Genomic DNA, 20,645 nt, shown 5'->3' with positions numbered 1-20,645 from the left:
TCCTCTCTATGTAAAGTACGTTATCTTTATCGTAAAAAAAGAACAACCTACTTGTAAATAGGTTGTCGGCGTTTCATCATGGAGCTTGTCCGTATTATTTTTGGAAATTATCTTCCGTCGGTTTATAGTCAAGCATTCTGCCGTGAATTTCCTCAAGCGCTTTTCCAACATACTTATGAGATACCGGACGGCTCACGCGGCACTCTCCTTGCTGCTCTTGCATTTCTCTTGCACGCTTCGCAGCTACTGTCACAAGTGTGTATTTCGAATCAATTTTCGTAAGTAAAGAGTCAATGGATGGGTATAACATATTATTCAACCTCCGTCATTTGTTTATAATATTTCGCAACTCGTTCGCGGCGGCAATGCTCGCTCACTACAATCGCTTTAATGCGGTCACATGCAAGCTGCACCTCATCGTTCTCCACGACATAATCATAGGCGTCCATCATTTCAATTTCTTCCTTCGCTACCGTTAAACGATTATGAATCACATCTTCTGTTTCTGTTCCGCGACCTACAATGCGGCTTTTTAGTTCCGATAAGCTCGGAGGTGCCAAAAAGATAAATACGCCTTCTGGAAAAGCCTTTTTTACTTGGAGCGCACCTTGTACTTCAATTTCCAAAAAGACGTCTTTTCCTTGTTGCAGCGTTTGTTCTACATATGCGATCGGAGTGCCGTAATAGTTGCCGACAAACTCCGCCCACTCTAGCAATTCATTGTTTGCAATCATTCGTTCAAACTCTTCACGCATTTTAAAGAAATAATCAACACCGTTCACTTCTCCTTCGCGCGGGTTACGCGTTGTTGCTGAAACGGAATATTGAAACTGAATGTCTTCTTGGTTGAATAATGCTTTTCGCACCGTGCCTTTTCCGACGCCTGATGGTCCGGAAAGCACAATAAGCAGTCCTCGTTCACTTCTCATCTATATGTAAACCTGCCCTTCATCACTTAAGTCTTCCTTATGGCTCAACCGCTGCGCAATCGTCTCCGGCTGGACCAAACTGAGCACGCTATGCCCTTCATCCATCATCATGATCACGTTCATGTTCCGATCGTATATTGCGTACAGTAATAGATTTTGCTCACTTGCTTTCTGCACGAAACGCTTAATAGGAGCAGATTCCAAGCTTTCAATGCACAGATACAGGATTCTCGTACTCGATATTCAAATCTTGGGTCTTAATCAGTCTAACCGAATTTTCTATGCAATATAACAGCGTGCAAGCTATGATAGCTATTCAATATTTTGTACTTGTTCGCGAATTTTTTCAACATGATTTTTCATATCAACAACATATTTTGAAATAGTCAAGTCGTTTGCCTTCGATCCAATTGTGTTCATTTCCCGATGCATCTCTTGCACAATAAACTCAAGCTTTCGGCCAATAGGCTCCTGATCCATGAGCGTTTCATGAAATTGCTCAAGATGACTTTTCAAGCGAACAAGCTCTTCGTGTATATCACATCGGTCTGCATACAGCACAATCTCCGTGAGCAAACGCTGTTCATCTAAATCATGATTATACACTTCTTTCAGCTTTGCTTCTAGACGTTCGCGGTACTTTTGAACTACAGTCGGGGCATGCGGAATAATCGCATTCACGCATCCTTCAATATCACTGAGCCGCTGCTGCACGTCGTTATGTAACCGTTCCCCTTCAGTATCTCTCATCCTCCCAAGCATAGTGACAGCAGCTTCAACTGCTTCCTGCAAGCTTTCTTCAAACTCATCATTTAAACTCTCCGTTTCTTCGATAGACGCGACCTCAGGCATCATGAAAAGCTGCTGCACCGTGATAGCCTCGGGCATCTGAAACCTATGCTTTGTTTCCTCCATCGCCTTCTTATATTGCTCAAGCAAATCCCAATCAACATGAAGCCTTCTTGCGGACAGCTCTTCCCCTTCAAACGTCACAGACACTTCAAGACGTCCGCGGCGAATACGCTCTCCGATCTTTTTGCGAATCATATCCTCAAATCTCATCATTCCTTTTGGAAGACGAATGCTCATCTCTAAAAAACGGTGGTTGACAGACTTCATCTCTACTGTAACATGAGTAGCATGTCCTGCCTTCGCACGCCCAAATCCAGTCATACTTGAAACCATCTTATCACATCCAAGTCATGATAGTCTGACTTCTACCTCGCGGCAAGCTCACGCGGGTTCAATTGAGTATCTCATATGGTTGCTAATCGTACACGCAGGAGGCGTGGTTTGACACAAAACACTCGAACGCTTTGGAGTTAGGAACTCGCCACAGAGGAGATACTCGACGTACAAGCGGTCCTCTGACCACATTTACATACGTCTTTTCTCTTTGCAGAGAAGGAAGCAAAGTCACACTCCCTTAGTTTTGTTAAAACAATTTAAAATCTATGATTAAACTTACCTGTTTTCTCGTTAATTGTTGCTTCTTTCGCTTTCTTCTGAAGAGCTTTGATGTCCATTTGTTCAATGATGAATTCATCACCTGGCGAACGCAAACGATTTACCTCTTCATTATGAGCATATTTACGGCTTTCCGATGCAATTCCTGAAGTCGGTCTTGCACTTTTACATATCGTTTGGAAATCTTCTATAACAGAATAGAAAAAGGTGAAAAGGGTAATAGAGAATTTTCTCTATTACCCTTCGAGATTATATCATATTTTTTTCCCTTTGCCTATTTTAAATTCACTTGTCCTTCATACATTACTCGCTTTTTCTTCTTTTTCTTATTCCCTGTTAATAGGGAACCCACAAGCATAAAGGTTGGAATAGATGATAATCCGATGATAAGCAGCCAATCGCGCGACTTAATCGGCAGTGTATCAAAAATCGGCTGGAGCGGCGGATAGTAAATGACAACAAGCATCAGCAGCACGGAAATGATTACAGCTCCAACTAAATATACGTTGCCAAATGGATTGCGATGAAACACGGAATGCTCACTTCGGCAATCGAACACGTGAATAAGCTGTGCAAGTACGAGTGTTGCAAACGCAACCGTTTGTGCATACTTCAGCTCGTTCGGATTCTGATTATATGTGATAATAAACGCGAGCAACGTCACAAAGCCGATTAAAAACCCTCGGCTGATAATCTTCCAGCCAAGTCCTCTTGCAAATACCCCCTCTTTCGGATGACGAGGCTTTCGTCTCATCACGTCATCCTCAGGAGAATCGAGTCCAAGCGCCATTGCCGGCAATCCATCCGTAACTAGGTTAACCCAAAGAATTTGAATCGGTACAAGCGGCAACGGCAAGGCCAGAACCATCGCAAACAGCATCACAAGAATTTCGCCGACATTGGATGCGAGCAAGTACCGAATAAACTTCCGGATATTTTCGTAAATATTCCGTCCCTCTTGAATAGCGGATTTAATTGTCGCGAAATTGTCATCAAGCAAAATAAGCGACGAGGCTTCCTTTGCTACATCCGTACCGGTGATTCCCATAGCTACCCCAATATCTGAAGCCTTAATGGCCGGTGCATCATTCACTCCGTCTCCTGTCATTGCGACAATGTGACCTCTATTTTGAAGTGCTCTGACAATTTTTAATTTATGTTCCGGTGATACGCGAGCAAATACGTATGTGCTTTCCACAATATTCTCTAAATCTTCGACCGTCATATTCGCTAGCTCAGAACCCTCTACAGCCCTGCCCCCATCCGGCAAAATATCAAGCTGCTTCGCGATTGCCATCGCAGTTACTTTATGATCGCCTGTAATCATAATTGTTCTAATACCGGCCTCACGGCATTCTTGCACCGCCTGCTTTACCTCAGGACGCGGCGGATCTATCATCCCCTGCAAGCCAATAAGCATCAAATTGCTCTCAGCATCCTGCTCGCTTTGTACTGTCTCTCCATCTTTGAGCTGTCTATATGCAATGGCAATCGTCCGCAGCGCTTGACTTCCTAACGCATGAATGGCTTGCTGCGTTTCATTTTTATATAGCGCCACCATCGGCTGCTGCTTATTGCTCCAAAGAATGGTGTGACTCACCTGCAATAAGACATCAGGTGCCCCCTTTGTCACAACAAACTGTTTTCCGTTCCTATCCCTTACAACTACACTCATCATTTTACGGGCGGAATCAAATGGAAACTCCTTCACAATTTGAAACTGTTCTTGCAGCCCTTCCCTTGTAATTCCCGCCTTCATAGCTGCAGCAACAAGCGCTCCTTCTGTCGGATCACCGTCTAAAACATAATCTTTTTTCCTCTTCATAATAGACGCATTGTTACATAATGTTCCAAAGGTTAAGAGCTGGTATAAAGAACGCGTATCCGTTACATTCACCGGCTCATTATTTCTTGTAAACGTACCAGACGGGTGATAGCCTTGCCCGCTGACGTTCCACATTTGACCTCCTGACCAAAGATGCGTAACCATCATTTTATTTTGCGTCATTGTACCTGTTTTGTCTGAACAAATCACCGAGGCGCAGCCAAGTGTTTCTACAGCAGGCAGCTTACGTACAATAGAACGCTTTTTAATCATCCGCTGCACACCAAGAGAAAGCGCGACTGTCACAATAGCAGGCAATCCCTCAGGAATCGCGGCAACCGCCAGCGAAACACCGGCTAAAAACATATGATAGACGTTATTCCCTTGATATACACCGACCAACACAACTAGCGCTGTCAGAGCCAGGGCAATCACAATTAAAATTTTCCCAAGCTGCTCCAGCCTTCTTTGTAACGGGGTCTCGGCTTCCTCAGCGTTTTGCAGCATATTCGCGATTTGTCCCATCGCCGTCTTCATACCAGTGCCAATTACAACCCCCACGCCTGAACCGCGCGTAACCATCGTTCCCATAAAGGCCATATTAGATTGATCGCCAATGCCGACATTCACACCTTGAATCGCTTCAATTCTCTTTTGTACTGGAACGGATTCTCCTGTCAGGGCCGATTCCTCTATGTACAAACTGCTGGTTTCTACAAGACGAACGTCCGCCCCAATTCGGTCGCCGCTTGCAAATTTAATCACATCACCAATAACGAGACCCTTGGAAGGAATCTTCATCCACTTTCCGTTACGCAATACCGTCACTTGCGGGGCAGCCAGCTCCTTTAATGCCTCAAGTGACTTCTCTGCTTTTCGTTCCTGAAAAAAGCCGAGTACGCCATTAATAATGACAATCGCAACAATCGCAACGGCGTCGACCATTTCCCCAAGCAAAGCAGAAACAACCGTCGCTCCTATTAAAACGAGTACCATAAAGTCTTTAAATTGCGCCAAAAAAACGGCAAGCGCGGACGGACGTTTTGCTTCTTGCAGTTCATTGGGACCGAATTGTTTTAAGCGAGAGTTTACCTCCGGCTCCGTTAATCCGGCTTTCACATTCGTACTTGCTTTTTTTTCTACATCATGGGCACGCAGCTCATACCAATTCATTCTCTCACCTCAACTCTCTGATTGCGAGACATGCTCTACTGAAATGGTATTCAGCCTCGTCCTAAAAAATGCTATAATTGAACGACGATTGCATCAAGAAAGGAGTGTTACCGATGTCCTTTGATGGATTATTTACACGCGCAATCACAAAAGAAGTGCAGGAAAGCCTATCATCCGGTCGGATTTCAAAAATATATCAGCCTTCGAAATATGAAATTTTGTTACATATTCGTGCAAGAGGGAAAAATCATAAATTGCTTCTATCTGCGCACCCAACGTATGCACGCATGCATATAACGGCGCAAAGCTATGATTCCCCCGCTCTCCCGCCGATGTTTTGCATGCTGCTGCGCAAGCATCTCGAAGGAGGTATTATCGAAAGTATTGAGCAGCAAGAACTTGAGCGTATCGTTCATATTACTGTGAGAAGCCGCAACGAAATTGGGGATGAATCGCAAAAAACATTAATCGTAGAAATTATGGGCCGGCACAGCAATATCATTTTGATCGATACAGCAACAAATCTCATTTTGGACAGCGTCAAACATCTGTCCCCTGCTGTGAACCGGCATCGCACCGTTTTTCCAGGCTATGAATATGTTGCGCCGCCCGCTCAGCATAAAGTTAACCCATTCACGATAGAGACGAAAGAACAGTTTTTGCTGCAGCTTGACTTTATGAGCGGCAAAATGGATAAACAGCTTGTGGACCGCTTCGCAGGTCTGTCGCCGTTATTTGCCAAAGAAATTATCACCCGTGCAGGTCTTGTGAATGAGCAAACGCTGCCGCCTGTCTTTTTTGATTTGCTGCACACACTGAAAGAGCATCGCTACGAGCCTGAGATGATTACAGGGGACAATAAAGAATATTTTTATATGCTGCCCCTATCCCATGTAACAGGCGAAAGCAAACGCTTCGCTACCTTAAGCGAGCTGCTTGACCGCTTCTTTTTTGGTAAAGCAGAGCGCGATCGCGTGAAACAGCAGGGACATGATTTAGAGAAGTTCATCAGCAATGAGCTGGAAAAAAACAAGAAAAAGCTGGGCAAGCTACAGCAGACGCTGCAGGATGCTGAAAAAGCAGGGGAATACCAGCTGCATGGCGAATTGCTAACAGCCAATATGTACGCGCTCCAAAAAGGAATGACGGAAATCGAAGTGATGAACTATTATGACGAAAATGGAACGATGGTTACCATTGCTCTCGATCCTCTTAAAACGCCGTCAGAAAACGCACAAAGCTACTTCTCCAAATATCAAAAGGCCCGAAATTCTGTTTCAATCATTGAAGAGCAAATCATGAAGACAGAAGAAGAGATCGTCTATTTCGATGCACTGCTGCAGCAGATGGAATCGGCTTCGCAGCGAGATATTGAGGAAATTCGCGAGGAGCTTGCGGAAGAGGGATACATCCGCAGCCGCACAAAGCAAAAAAAGCAAAAGCAGTCTAAGCCTGTTCTTGATACATATGTATCAAGCGACGGGATCGAAATTTTTGTCGGCAAAAATAATAAGCAAAATGATTATTTAACGAATAAGCTGGCGCGCCGCGATGAAATCTGGCTGCATACCAAGGACATTCCGGGCTCCCACGTATTAATCCGCGACGTCGAGCCAAGCGAGCAAACCTTACACGAGGCTGCGATATTGGCCGCATACTTCAGCAAGGCGAAAAGCTCCAGCTCCGTTCCGGTTGATTTCACAAAAATCCGGCATGTCAAAAAACCAAGCGGTGCAAAGCTTGGCTTTGTAACATATGACAACCAACAAACGCTCTATGTAACACCAGATGAAGATATCGTGCTAAAACTTAAGAAATAGTAAAAAGGCGAACGAGCACCGTTCGCCTGTTTATCATTTCTTATATCCATAAAACCATTGCTCCGGCTGTAAACAATAGGGCACACACATAAGCTAATGCTTGAAACCTCTTAGCCTCTTTATATTTCTTCTGTCCAAACAATCTTGTCATTCGCATCGTACAGCCCATCCAAAGAACAAACTGACTGAGTACAACGGCATACATAAATTTCTCCATTGCTAATAAGACAATTACTGCAATCGAAAAAACCAAACCTACAATTTTCCACGGTTTTACATTTCTAGTCATTCTATCTTCACTCCCTTGTTATGTACATTCCCTCTCTCCCCAATAATAATTATACTACAAACACGCCTATTCCTATTGTAATTGTTGCATATACACGGCAACAATTGTATGACTATTGTTTCATTCTATTCATTAGTTTCTCTGTATAAGTTAGATGTATCAGTCGTTTTTTACAGGAGGGAACGGATTGAATATTCATTTACCAGAGATCAAAATTCAATGCACGGATAAAAATATTGAACTTGTGATGAACTATATTCATCAATTTTGGAAACATCTCATTAAACAAAGTCCGCCTTATACAAAAGATGAACTGTTGTATTTGCCCTATCCTTACGCTGTCCCTGGAGGTATATTTCAGCAATTGTTTTATTGGGACAGCTATTTTATGATATTAGGATTAAAAATCTCCAAATTAGATCAATTAGCAAGATGGATTGTTGAGAATTTTTTATATGAACTGAGAAGCTTTGGCCTTATACCCAATAGTTCTGAACTGGCTCATTTAAGTCGCTCACAGCCGCCCTTTCTCACTTCTATGATTCACGAGGTTTGGAATGGGGATACACAATGGCTTAGGCAAGCCTATGATTGGGCAAAAATAGAATACCATGAAGTTTGGATGAATTCTAAAACCCGTTATAACGAGCAAATCGGACTTAATAAATACTACGATCATTTAGAATCCATGCTGAAAATAAAGGGAGAAGCTTACCTCCACTTTAATGAAGTTTATCTTCCTCCTCACTTCTGGCAAGAGCGAGTGGAAGCTGAATCTGGATGGGATTACACAGGCCGGTTTCATAGAGAATGCGGAAACTTCATCCCCGTAGACCTAAACTCTTTACTATATAAATATGAAATAGATTTATCACAGTTTGCCCAGATATTGAAGCTCGATGATGAAACGAGCAATTGGAGAGATAGAGCCCACAGACGAAAGAAATTAATGGATAAATATTTATGGAATAACGATTTAGGGTTGTATCTGGATTACAATTTTACAACGAACCAACAATATCCATACTATTCTCTTGCAACTTTTTATCCATTGTGGGCTGGTGTCGCTTCTTCTCAACAAGCGGCGAGAATCAAACAACACATTCCCATATTTCTTTATCCTGGGGGAATGGTTACTTCGACAGTCAAATCTGGTTTTCAATGGGATTATCCAAATGGATGGGCACCTTTACAATGGATTGTGATTCAGGGATTGAAAAATTACGGGTTTGAAAGAGAAGCCATGGGGGTTGCTAAACGTTGGATTTATTTATGCACACAAGTATTTTTAACACACGGCAAACTGTACGAAAAATACAATGTTGTTCAGCTTAACATTGATACGGTAGGGAGATATCCATCTCAAGAAGGCTTTGGTTGGACGAATGCAATTTATGAAAAAATCGCAGTTGATATTTTAGGATGTACAATCCAATGAATCAGCTTTTGTATGGCATCAAGGTATACTAAGGAAAACTCGCTGATTGGCGAAGATAGAGACGTAGTTACACTTATACTTTACCCCTAGAATTTCTAGCTACGCCGAATTCGCTTCTAGCTGGAATTTTATACTTCCTAAGGTGTAAAAAGGAGCTCACCCCTAAAAAGGGTCAGCTCCTTAAATAATTCTTATATCGTCCAAACAATTGATGAAGTCCTCTATTATAAGAGAAAATCAACCGTTTCCTAATTGCTGAAATACTTCTTAACCAGCGCCTTAATCTCCTTCGAATCTACAACAAACTCATCATTGTTAGCTTGGAGCAGATCATCGTACCTCGTTGTGTACTCACCAGGCAATTGATGATATTCTAGTTGCCCAGGCTTGAAGCTCTTTAACGCAAGTCCAAGGCTTAGCACATCTGTTTGCGTCATATTTGTAGAAGTGATAACATCAGGTAATGCTTTAACAAATTTCGGCAATTTCACAATATTTTGCGGCTCCAACATGGCATCAGCCACACTTAGAAGAACCTTTTCCTGAAGCTGCTGCCGGCCAAATTCCCCCTCCGCAATCGCGTGGCGCTCCCTGGCAACCTCAACAGCCATCGTTCCATCTAAATGCTGTTTTCCAGCCGCAACGACTTTACCATGGTTCTGGGGAATCCATGAATGCGTAATTTCCACATCATAAGGAAGGTTTATGTCAATCCCGCCCAATGAGTCAATAATGTCCCTTAATCCCCAGTAAGTTGTTTCCGCATAGTAATGTATAGGTACTCCTGTCAAGTCACTAACAGCTTGAGCAGCTGCCTTCACCCCATCATCTAGGGAATTGTTTTCAGCTTGGACAATGTATTGAACACTTGTCAGCTTCGTGTAGCCATCATAGTCCTTTACATACACACGCGTATCACGCGGAATACTGATTGCATTATATTGCTTTTTATCTAAATTCATGTGAAGAAGTATCATAGAATCAGAATGTCCGGCTGGATCCTCCGGTCGTTGGTCTGTTCCCATAATGAGCACATTAAATACACCGCTCTTTGGCTTTGTCTCACTTGCTTCGGCAGGCTGCGTTGCCACTGAAACGTTTTTAAAATAGTTCTCTGGCGAAAACTTTTGGTACGCATATATCCCTCCCCCACCGCCTATGAGGAGCAGCGTAAGTAAAACATATAACAAGGTCTTTCGCTTTTTTCTTTTGTTTTGCCTATTATCTTCCATGCATCTCTTCATTCCTATCCCTATTTATCGATTTGAAAAACATTGTGTAACAATGTTTCCATTTATTGTGAAACCAAATGCGGAGAAAGTCATACTATTCTCCAAGCAACCCCTGCAAATGGTATAAATATGGAGACCCTTGTTCTTCTTTGTCTACTAGTCTCCTGAAACCTACCCCTTTTGTTACATATTTTTATTCTATCATTTTGATTTGAAAGAGGGAATGAAAAAAATGAAAAAATCTATATCTCTTTATATTCCGAAAGTATTTTTCTGGATATTTCATATATGGAAGAAACATCAGGCTTGGATGCTTATGCATGGGCCATTTCACCTAAAGTCAAATATTCCGCATGCATAAGCTCACTTGCTTCACTTGGTGTTCCTATAACATAGAGCCATCTTGTGTTTATTGTACTCCCTCTCGAGAAACCGATAGCTTTTCTCTTATATCAAACTGACTGCCTTCTGTAAAGACTGATAATCCTCTTGCTTTTATTAAATCTCCCTTCTCCAAACACTGCTGATGAACAGGAGACAATCATTGTATGAATTAGACAAGTAACAACTCCTATGTTAACATTAAGTTGTTGATTGCGGAATATAAACTATATCACTAAGGAGGTATATGATGATAAAATTCCAAAATATAGAAAAGAAATATCATAGCAAAACAGTGATTCGTAACTTTTCGTTAGAGATTGAAGAAGGGCAACTTGTTGTTTTTATTGGTCCGAGCGGCTGCGGCAAAACAACATTGCTAAAAATGATTAATAAGCTGAGTGAACCGACATCAGGAAAGATTTTTGTAAATGGAACAGACATTTCAGCTCTCAATACAATTGAACTTAGACGAAACATTGGTTATGTCATCCAAAACACAGGGCTTTTCCCGCATATGTCCATTAAAGAGAATTTAGAACTTATCCCTAAACTAAAGGGAGAGGCGCCAGAGGCAATTGAAAAAAAGACAGCGGAGTTGCTTCAAATGGTCGGACTGAATCCTCAGGAATATATGTACCGTTTTCCAAAAGAGCTAAGCGGAGGACAACAGCAGCGAATTGGGGTAGCACGGGCATTTTCTACGGACTCAGACATCATTTTAATGGATGAGCCATTCAGTGCTTTAGACCCAGTAACGAGAAGTTCCCTGCAAGAGGAACTCTTTCAAATGCAAAAAGAATTAAATAAGACTATTATTTTTGTCACACATGATATGGATGAAGCTATTAAAATAGCAGATAAAATTTGCTTATTGAAAGACGGAGACATCCTCCAGTTTGACACACCAGAGAATATTTTGAAGAATCCGTCTAATGAATTTGTCGAAAACTTTATTGGAAAACGGAGAGTATGGAATAACCCAGAACTGTTAAAGGCTGAGGATATTATGATTTCCAATCCAGTAAAGATTACACCGAACCGAAATGTGCTGCAGGCAATTGAAATTATGAAGGCTAACAAAGTAGATAGTTTGCTAGTAACAGACCGAACGAATTTGCTTTTAGGACTGGTAACGCTAAAAGGCATTCAACTGCAAAATCGAAATGCTCTAGTAGGAGAAATTATGGAGCGCAATGTACTGACAGTTTCCATGGATGCAAATTTGATTTCTGTATTAAAAACAATGAATGATCACAAAATTGGCTATGTTCCCGTTGTCAATCAAGCGAATCAATTGTCTGGCCTCATTACAAGAAGCAGCATTCTCTCCGAGCTAAGCAGCCAATTAATTGATTTGGAGGTGGCTTTTTAATGAATGGATTATGGAGCTTTTTTACTAATAAGCATGATCAGATTCTCAGTTTGCTTGGACAGCACCTCTATCTAAGCATTGTTTCGGTATTAGTTGCCATTGCAATTGGGGTTCCGCTTGGAATTTTAATTTCAAAACATAAAAATCTTTCAAAGCCGATTATTGGGGCTGCAAACATTATTCAAGCTGTCCCCAGCTTAGCATTGCTCGGCCTATTAATCCCTTTTATCGGAATTGGAAGTACACCAGCCATTGTCATGGTTGTTCTCTATTCTCTTTTGCCAATTGTGAAAAACACTTACACAGGACTCACAAATATTGATGCAGATATCCTTGAAGCAGCGAGGGGGATTGGCCTCACAAAGAGCCAAACAATGAAAAAAGTACAATTACCTCTAGCATTTCCAATGATTATGGCCGGTATTCGCATTTCCGCCGTAACAGCGGTTGGCCTGATGACAATTGCGGCGTTTATTGGAGCTGGCGGACTTGGCTACCTTGTCTTCTCGGGTGTACAAACCGTGGATAACAACATGATTTTAGCAGGTGCTCTTCCTGCCTGTATTCTTGCTTTGCTGATTGATTATATCGTAGGGAAACTCGAATCTTCCCTCTCCTATAAAAGCAAACAGCAAGCTGCGGCTTCCAAATCTTCGAAATCACCATTGAAGAAGGGGATTTTGCTCTCTGCGACAGCTATTTTAGTCGTTGGCGTCGGCGCAACTGCTATTTATTCAAAAGCAGATGCAAAAGACACCATCACCATTGGCTCAAAAAATTTCAGTGAGCAGATTATTTTAGGAAACATGGTCGCAGATTTAATTGAAGATAAAACGGATATTCATGTGGAAAGAAAAATGAACCTCGGTGGAACACAGGTTGCGTTTAATGCCTTAAATACCGGTGATATTGATTTATATGTGGAGTATACAGGAACAGGCTTGGTAAATATTTTGAAGAAACCGGCTATTAATAATCCTGATGAAGTATACAAAACCGTTCAGCAGGAATTTCAAAAAACATACGGTATTGAGCTTTTGAAACCAATCGGCTTCAACAACACGTATGCTTTAGCAGTACGTCAGGATACAGCACAGAAATATAAGCTAAACACAATCTCTGACCTTGCGACAGTGAGTAATAAGTTAGTTCTTGGTCCCACAATTGAGTTTCCTAACAGAAATGATGGGCTGATCGGGCTTGCTAAAACGTATAACATGCAATTTAAAGATGTGAAGGCTATAGACGGCGGACTTCGTTATACTGCACTGCAAAATCAGGAAAGTGATGTGATTGATGCTTTCTCAACAGACGGTTTGCTAGAAGCTTTTCACCTCAAAGTATTAAAAGACGACAAAGGCTTCTTCCCTCCTTATTATGCTGTACCAATTGTGAAGCAGGATACCTTAAAGAAATATCCTGAACTGAAATGTACGATTAATATGCTGGCAGGCAAACTGACAGATGAAAAAATGCGAGAACTCAACTACAGAGTAGATAGCCTGAAAGAAGACCCAGCGAAGGTTGCAAAGGACTTCCTTCAAAAAGAGAAATTAATTGATTAACATCTCCCCCGCTTGAGGCATACTCCAAGCGGGGGTTTATTAACTATATTAACTTCTTTCTATTCCGCCAAAAAGTGTCTTACCCTCTCATACGTCTGCTCATTACCGATAATAAGCAATATATCTCCCTCTAGCATGAGCACATATGGGCCTGGAGAAATGATTAATTCATGATTGCGCTTAATTCCGATTACCGTTCCACCTGTATTTTGCCAAAACTTCACTTCAGATATAGTCTTCCCAATATGGCTGCATGTTGGCACAATTTCTACTTCAAATGGGGCAATTGGGTTTGTATGCCGCAGCTTTCCCGCGTAGTCCAAAATTTTGTGGACAGTTTCAAATAACTGTTCATCCAGCTTCTCACGTTCTTTTATTAGTGCTTTCGTTTGTTTTTCTAAATCTTTAATGCTTTCTAGCTGAGAAAAGCGGCTAATGTACTTAAAAGCATTCTCTCTAGACGCTATAATAACGCCGCTGCCCTTAGCAGATTGAACAATTTCGACATCCTCTAATATCTTAATGGCTCTCCTTACAGTTTCCGGCGATACATTGTACTCACTTGCGAGCGTGGATCTTCCGTGTATTCTCTCCCCTACTTTAAATTTCCCATCGTATATCCGATTGGCAATGTCAATTGCGATTTTCTCATACGTCGGCATTTGTACGCGTTGCTGCATTCGATTCTCCACCACAATTCCAAAAAATTATCCATACTAACTATGGTCATTACTACTATAAACCTTTTCACTGCTTATATGCGAGAAGAAAAATGTTGAACTCTCATTATAGTTCAAAAATACTATCTTTAGCTCAGCATTCGCTAAAGAAAACAGAGGCGCAGCCCTACCTATACTGTATTCCTAAAATTTCCTACAGCGTTAAAAAGCCAAGGCTTCTGTAAAAGCACTTGGCAGGTTCTAATCTTTATAAACTTGTTACACGTGGAGCATAATCTGTACATAACAAGTTCTTAAAAGGAATTTCCTTATATATCCGATCATTTCCCTATATAGCCTGAGCCTGTTGTAACTTTTCTGAAGCCTCTTGTAAGCCTTTTTTGTTTTTATTCCCCAATAAGGTAAAGATTGAAATGATGGTAAAGCATAAAACCAATCCCCCCATTAGCATGTAAGAATAACGGAATCCCAGGCTATCATACATAACACCTGCAATTGGTGAGAGAATCGATTCCCCAACCTGTTTCGCAAATTGGAAACCTACCAGATATAATACGGAAGATAAGCGTGTATCAAAATTTGCTGCCAAGTACTTAAAAATAGCAATGAGCATAAGCGGCAATTCTAACGCGTGGATTAATTTCATCGCTGAAATTCCGATCGGTTCCACAGCAAGTCCGGACCCAATAATCCGAAAAGCCATCAAAAATCCTGCTAAAAGTAAACTATTCTTTGCGCCAAGCTTATTTACAATGGTTGGTGCCAGGAACATAACACCAGCCTCTAGAAACACTTGAAATGAGTTTAAATATCCAAATACTTGATTACCCAAGGCTTCGGTTGGAAATAAGGATGAGTAATACAGTGGGAACTGCTGGTCATATACACCATAGACACATGCCACTCCAATTACATACATCATTAAGAACCAAAAATCTTTTAGTAAGAACAATTCTCCAACATCTTTAAATGTAACAGAATCAGCTTTCTCAAGTTCTTGATTTGTTAGTTCCACCTTCACAGACATAATAATTGCAACTAAGATAATGGCCGAAACAGATGCAATCCAAAAGTTAATATTAGGGTTGATATTGAACAGCTGACCTGCGAAAAATGTCGCTGCTGCCCATCCTAGCGAACCCCACATTCTTGATTTCCCATATTCAAAATTATATTTGCGACCAACCTTTTCAACATACGATTCAATCGCTCCAATACCAGCTAAGAAAGCAACCCCTAAATATAGCCCCCCAACAATTGCACCGAGAAAGACATTGTGTTGTAATAATGGACCATACACATAGATATAAAAAGGACCTACAAATACTAGTAAAATACTAATAAAAAATAAGATGTTTTTCTTTAAACCTATTTTGTCAGAAATATAACCATATAAAGGCTGCATACATAAAGCAAATATAGCGTTTGCAGAAAAGATGATACCTGTAGCAGATCCGCTTAAATGTATTTCTTGTCCTAACCAAATCGAAAATAAAGAATAACTAGATGACCAAGTAAAAAAGAAAAAGAAGAAATAAGCACTTAACTTCCAATATAAACTTTTTGAACTTTTCATTTTAATCGCTCCTTTAACGAAAGATGTAACATGCTTTACTGCAATTGTGTTGGTAACATACTTGCAAAAGACTACTCTTTCCAACTGGATCTCTACTTAGTAGAAATGCCCTGCGGATCTTTTTAAAATCCCCATCAAAGCGCTTACTTTTCTGGAAATTAAAAGCGTAATCCCCGTACCTGTAACCTTGCTACACCCTTATTGTAGCTAATATGAAACGTTTTCAAAATGAGGTGTTCTTTTTATTTATGTTTAAATTCTTTTGATAGCTCACTAAGAAAAGCGGACAGGGCCCGCCTTTTCTGGCAGCGTAGGGGTGGGCCGGAGTAAAAGGTGCTTTTTGCCTTTTGTGGAGGTTCAGCCCTACACTGCCATTTTGGGCCTTGGGAGATGGACATCACTCCGAAAAGTTATCCTTTCTTAAAGTGAAATAAAAGCGACCAAAAAGGAGCTAGGAAATTCCCCTCTTTGGTCGCTCTATATGTTTTATCTGCCCTGCCTGTAGCTTGCAAACATCCTCTCTAGATTCTCAAGATACGCACTTATATTACGATCGATAAAAAACTGTTGTGAATACTTTCTAAACTCATCCTCAGCAGCAGTGCCACCCAACCAATAGTGATTCGGCCAATTGACGACCCTCTCTTGCTTTACAAGCTTGTCGAGCAATTTCACTTCTTGTTTTTTCATTTGAACACCTTTCACCGCACTAATGCTGCCTTCATAATCCGAAAATTTTTGGGCGTTCTCTGTTTGAACCAAAAACGCCAAAAACCGTTTCGCTTCTTCAGGATATGGAGTGTCAGCTGAGATAGCAAAGCCTGCATCTACCCCTCCTAGCACATGATTCTTTTCAGGATCATTGGTAGCGGGGAACGGAAAAATACCGTAGTTTAAATTTGGATTGAATGCTTCAATATCAGGAAGAGCCCATGTTCCCATCACATACATGGCACCCTCTCCGTTTGCAAATGCCTTTTTGATTTGATCAGAATCTGCACGAAAGGAATCGGGCTGAACGTAAGGAAGAACTTGCAGCATTTTTTCCGAAACTTCAATCCATCTTTTATCGTTACTAATGTCTACGTTCCCTTTATTTACCTTGTCCCAATATTGACTGTCAAACTCGTTCGCAACAAGATTCAAATTAAAAACGCTAATCTGTATAGGATCTTTATTGGCCATTAAAAGCGGCTGCTTTCCTGCTTTCCGAATCGTTTCCATTATTTGAATGAATTCATCCCATGTTCTAGGAATTTTCAGCTTCAGTTCTGTAAAGATATCTTTATTATATAGAACGCCAACAGCATTTTGCGATAAAGCTACTCCGTACATTCTGCCATTTACTAAGTAACGGTTTTGAATCTCGGGTTGGATATTTTTAACGAATTTTTCATTGGTGAGATCTAATAAATATCCTTTGTTTACACGTAATATATAATCATATTCGATCGGATACGTCACAAAAATATCTGGAATATCGCCGCGGGCTATCCGTGTTTTTAGAACGGTTGAGCCATACGGGACATACACATTCTCAATATCAATATCCGGATTTTCCTTCTCAAACTCTTGGATTAATTCTTCAAAGATTTTCGCTGATTCTATTTTCCCATGAAAAAATTCAAGTTTCTTCTTTTCTTTTTTCTCTACAGCGGTATCATCTTTTCTTGCTAAGGCGCACGAGCTCAAGAACAGACTCATCACCAGGCAGAAACTTGCAAGGAGAACAGCATTTTTTTTCACTTTCACTCCTCCTTGGTTCAAATGTATTTCCCTATTTATGCTTTTAAAGTGTAAAGAAAACAATTCTCCCACTCCTTCGTGAGAGAACCTATTCTGCCTTTTTTCGATATTGACTTGGAGTAAGGTTTACATACTTCTTAAACACTTGACTAAAATAGCGCTGATCCGTATAACCAACCAGATTGGCAATCTCATATGTCTTTAGATCTGTCGTTTCTAGCAGCAGACATGCATGATCCATCCTTAATTTCGTTAGGTAGTCTAAAAATGTCACTCGTGTTTTTTGTTTAAACAATACACTGAAGTGGCTGACGCTGAGTCCTACCTGTTCTGCGACAGTCTCAATGCCGATATTCTCAGTAAAGTGGTTTTGCAAAAATTGTTCAGCTTTTTTGACTAAAGCATCGGGGGTATTTTTTGATTTGTACTCAGCCTTAATATCTTCCTCAGTCACAATACTCATTTTTAAAAACGCACTTTTTTCTATATATTGCTTGGCTTGTTGATAAGACGCTGGCAGTTCGCTTATCCTGCTTACGAATTTCCCGATTGCAATTGTGCAATTCTCCAGAAACATTTGGGCTGCCTGATGAGCAGATTCCATCACGTAACTAGATAGCTTTTCACAGTCACCTGCTGTATTCACACAAATAATAAGAAATCGGTTATTTTCTAACTTAAATAAAAAGTTTTGGAAAAACGCTCCTTCTTTTTCTCTGCCGCTCATCCATTGCTTCAAAATTGCTTCATTCTGCTCGGCTGAGTCCCGAAATTGTACGATCATGGTAGCATATGCTCCTTGCTCATCCATCAAGGTTTCAGCATCATTCTCAAGAATGAGCAGTTCATACATTTTGTGCTTCTTTAGCTCGTAATCGCTTTTTTCTTTTCCCTTCAATTGATTAATCATTCGCCGAATACATGCTGTAAGCTCCTCATGATCAATCGGCTTTAGTATATAATCAAACGCATTATATTGTAATCCTTCTCTGGCATACTCAAATTCATTATATCCGCTTACCAATAACACCTCTGGTCTAACAGAAAAGGCCTGCAATGCTTTTAATAATTCAATTCCGCCGAGCTCCGGCATACAAATATCTGTTATTACAATATGAGGACAATGTATCCTTATCAGCTCAAGAGCTTCGTTTCCATCCTCGGCTGTTCCTACTACTTCACACTGAAGAGCTCCCCAATCAACAGCCTTTAGTAAGCTCTTAACAATAAGTGACTCATCATCAGCAATCAGCACTCTATATTTCATCTTCTTCACCCTTACGCAACGGAAATGTTAATTTGATGGTCGTTCCCTCATTCACTGTTGAACAAATCATTAAACCGAATTGCTCACTATAATAAAGCTTTAAACGATTTTGCACATTCATCACACCATGGCTCGTTTGTTTACTCGTTTGCACTCCTTGATTTCGTTCGTTCAATAGCTGAAGAACCCCAGGACTTATTCCTTTTCCATTGTCCTCAATATAAAAATATCCTTTTCCCTTCTCAATTCCTCCTGTAATTCGAATCATCGCATCTCGTTGCTTACGATCAAACGCGTGAATCAAAATATTTTCGACCAGGGGCTGTAAAACAAGCTTTAATACTCGATAATGGAATAAAGCTTCATCAACTTTTACAGCAAATGTAAATCCATCATTATAACGGACCCTTTGAATCTCCATATAGCTCATCACATGCCGTATTTCATTTTGAACAGATACCTCATCAGAAGCATTAATACTAATGCGCAGCAGCTTTCCAAGATGAATCGTCATTTTGCTGATATCCTGCTGGTCATTTAAAACTGCCAGCGAATTAATCGATTCCAGCGTGTTATATAAGAAATGGGGGTTAATTTGATTTTGCAAAACTTGGAATTCAGCTTTTCTCTTTAATTCTTGCTCGCTTTTGATTCGCTGCAGTAGAACAACAGTTTTTTCTACCATTGCATTAAAGCTTTTCGCTAAATGATTTAACTCTGAAAAGGGGAACGATGACATCCTTGCGGTCAAATCGCCCTTTTCAACTCGTTTCATTTTGTTTAGGAACTCTGTAATGAAACTGACAATCCGGTTTAAAAAGAAGAGATTGAACAAAACAGCAAACACTAACACAATCAAAACAAGTCCAAATGTCGTTTGCCGAATATATTGCGTTTCACTTGAAATCGTATGCCATGGCTTAATAGAAACGAGAAAATACTTGGTCGCGTCACGATCCTTCAAGGTACCGGAAATATAGGTAACCAAGCTTTTTTCTCCGTCTAAATAATCGATACCGGTTCCATCTTTACCTGAAAGTATGTTTGAACGATTTTTAAGACTCATCGATTTGCCAATCAAATCCCGATTACGATGATAGATAATTCTTCCCGCTTCGTCGACAATCATTTCCTCGGAGTCATCCTTGTAAAGATTCGCGAAAATCTCGTCAAAACGATCAATTTTAATTTTCATAACCACATACCCGATATCCTCAAGTGTATTAGGATCTCTAATAGCACGACCGTGAATATAAAATGGCGTGTCTCCTGAAGTAAAGATTTCATTATGAACTGGAGATAACCAAACTGCCCGTCCTTTTTCACTGACGATTTTCTGATAAAACCCTGTTTGTTGAAACTCTTTTAATGAAGGAATGGCATTATTTCGAAAATGGTAAACCTGCCCCTTTGTACTATAAAGAATAAGATCATCTAATCTTGATTGGGTATACAGCAATCCCGCCAGTGATTGTCCGCTGCTGTAAAAATTAACAATTGACTGCTCTTGATTATATCTAAGAAAATTTTCAACTTCTTGAGAAGCTATTACATAATTCGAAAAAGAGTTTACCTCTGACATGACCATCTGTAAATTTGTATTGGTTGCCTTTAAAGTTTGTAATGTTTCTTTCCCTACCTTCTCCTTTAATGCAGAGGACGAAACTTGATACGAAACAACACCAAGAATGATGATAGGCACCAAGATTAACACTAGAAATGCAATCAATACCTTTTGCTGGAATCTCATTATATACACCTTACATCATTATTTTTCACACAGTAGTTTACCTTGAACTACCCGCCACCTACTCGCTAATGCTCCTTTCCCACAAGGGGATTTCCGCTGGTCGAAGGTGGGAGATTCTGATTCCTAAGAACT

General features: G+C 40.6%; 16 protein-coding genes. 4 read left to right on the top strand and 12 right to left on the bottom strand.

Going from position 1 to position 20,645, the window contains the following annotated elements; translation table 11 throughout:
* Window positions 1–94 precede the first annotated feature (94 nt).
* The 5 genes from rpoZ to AAHB12_RS03295 form a co-directional block, all read right to left on the bottom strand.
* Complete coding sequence (gene rpoZ / locus AAHB12_RS03315; protein WP_129726820.1) at window positions 95–310, bottom strand: DNA-directed RNA polymerase subunit omega; 216 nt, start codon at window positions 308–310, stop codon at window positions 95–97.
* A gap of 1 nt (window position 311) precedes the next feature.
* On the bottom strand, window positions 312–929 hold the full coding sequence (gene gmk / locus AAHB12_RS03310; RefSeq protein ID WP_129726821.1) for a guanylate kinase: 618 nt from the start codon (window positions 927–929) through the stop codon (window positions 312–314).
* Entirely contained in the window at window positions 930–1,133 is a 204-nt protein-coding gene (locus tag AAHB12_RS03305; protein ID WP_446715508.1) for an extracellular matrix/biofilm biosynthesis regulator RemA family protein, read from the bottom strand. It abuts the gene before it with no gap.
* 108 nt (window positions 1,134–1,241) lie between these two features.
* Complete coding sequence (locus AAHB12_RS03300) at window positions 1,242–2,114, bottom strand: YicC/YloC family endoribonuclease (RefSeq protein ID WP_129726823.1); 873 nt, start codon at window positions 2,112–2,114, stop codon at window positions 1,242–1,244.
* Window positions 2,115–2,670: 556 nt separating this feature from the next.
* Entirely contained in the window at window positions 2,671–5,394 is a 2,724-nt protein-coding gene (locus AAHB12_RS03295; RefSeq protein ID WP_342044293.1) for a calcium-translocating P-type ATPase, SERCA-type, read from the bottom strand.
* A 113-nt stretch (window positions 5,395–5,507) separates the two neighbouring features.
* On the opposite strand from AAHB12_RS03295, the gene AAHB12_RS03290 reads away from it, so the two are divergent.
* A complete protein-coding gene (locus tag AAHB12_RS03290; RefSeq protein ID WP_342044292.1) occupies window positions 5,508–7,214 on the top strand; it encodes an Rqc2 family fibronectin-binding protein in 1,707 nt (568 codons plus the stop codon).
* A 40-nt stretch (window positions 7,215–7,254) separates the two neighbouring features.
* Here the strand turns inward: AAHB12_RS03290 and AAHB12_RS03285 are convergent, their stop codons facing one another.
* Window positions 7,255–7,503, bottom strand: coding sequence for a hypothetical protein (locus AAHB12_RS03285; protein ID WP_342044291.1), 249 nt, complete (start codon window positions 7,501–7,503; stop codon window positions 7,255–7,257).
* Window positions 7,504–7,690: 187 nt separating this feature from the next.
* Here AAHB12_RS03285 and AAHB12_RS03280 point away from each other — a divergent pair, with 187 nt between their 5' ends.
* Window positions 7,691–8,941 (top strand): trehalase family glycosidase, encoded by a 1,251-nt coding sequence (locus tag AAHB12_RS03280; protein ID WP_342044290.1) that lies wholly within the window; start codon window positions 7,691–7,693, stop codon window positions 8,939–8,941.
* 248 nt (window positions 8,942–9,189) lie between these two features.
* On the opposite strand, the gene AAHB12_RS03275 is transcribed toward AAHB12_RS03280, so the two are convergent.
* The gene (locus tag AAHB12_RS03275; protein ID WP_342044289.1) at window positions 9,190–10,173 is read right to left on the bottom strand and encodes an LCP family protein; all 984 of its coding nucleotides are present in this window, start codon (window positions 10,171–10,173) and stop codon (window positions 9,190–9,192) included.
* Between the two features lie 631 nt (window positions 10,174–10,804).
* Between AAHB12_RS03275 and AAHB12_RS03270 the strand changes: the two genes are divergently transcribed.
* Window positions 10,805–11,929 carry an ABC transporter ATP-binding protein gene (locus AAHB12_RS03270; protein WP_129726829.1) on the top strand — a complete coding sequence of 375 codons (1,125 nt, stop codon included), beginning with the start codon at window positions 10,805–10,807 and terminating at the stop codon, window positions 11,927–11,929.
* Window positions 11,929–13,494, top strand: coding sequence for an ABC transporter permease/substrate-binding protein (locus AAHB12_RS03265; protein WP_342044288.1), 1,566 nt, complete (start codon window positions 11,929–11,931; stop codon window positions 13,492–13,494). The genes AAHB12_RS03270 and AAHB12_RS03265 overlap by 1 nt, the downstream gene beginning before the upstream one ends.
* Window positions 13,495–13,553: 59 nt before the next feature.
* Here AAHB12_RS03265 and AAHB12_RS03260 read toward each other — a convergent pair whose 3' ends face one another.
* The 5 genes from AAHB12_RS03260 to AAHB12_RS03240 form a co-directional block, all read right to left on the bottom strand.
* The gene (locus AAHB12_RS03260; RefSeq protein ID WP_342044287.1) at window positions 13,554–14,174 is read right to left on the bottom strand and encodes a TrkA C-terminal domain-containing protein; all 621 of its coding nucleotides are present in this window, start codon (window positions 14,172–14,174) and stop codon (window positions 13,554–13,556) included.
* A gap of 328 nt (window positions 14,175–14,502) precedes the next feature.
* Window positions 14,503–15,750, bottom strand: a complete 1,248-nt coding sequence (locus tag AAHB12_RS03255) for an MFS transporter (protein WP_129726832.1) — start codon at window positions 15,748–15,750, stop codon at window positions 14,503–14,505.
* A 486-nt stretch (window positions 15,751–16,236) separates the two neighbouring features.
* A complete protein-coding gene (locus tag AAHB12_RS03250; RefSeq protein ID WP_342044286.1) occupies window positions 16,237–17,496 on the bottom strand; it encodes an ABC transporter substrate-binding protein in 1,260 nt (419 codons plus the stop codon).
* An 88-nt stretch (window positions 17,497–17,584) separates the two neighbouring features.
* Window positions 17,585–18,763 carry a response regulator gene (locus AAHB12_RS03245; protein ID WP_129726834.1) on the bottom strand — a complete coding sequence of 393 codons (1,179 nt, stop codon included), beginning with the start codon at window positions 18,761–18,763 and terminating at the stop codon, window positions 17,585–17,587.
* Window positions 18,753–20,513: a cache domain-containing sensor histidine kinase gene (locus tag AAHB12_RS03240; RefSeq protein ID WP_342044285.1), complete on the bottom strand. Its 1,761-nt coding sequence runs from the start codon at window positions 20,511–20,513 to the stop codon at window positions 18,753–18,755. The genes AAHB12_RS03245 and AAHB12_RS03240 overlap by 11 nt, the downstream gene beginning before the upstream one ends.
* Between the last annotated feature and the right edge of the window lie 132 nt (window positions 20,514–20,645).

This window comes from Bacillus sp. OTU530 (assembly GCF_038440375.1).
Note: the sequence above shows the minus strand (reverse complement) of the source record. Positions and strands in the feature narration are given on the sequence as shown.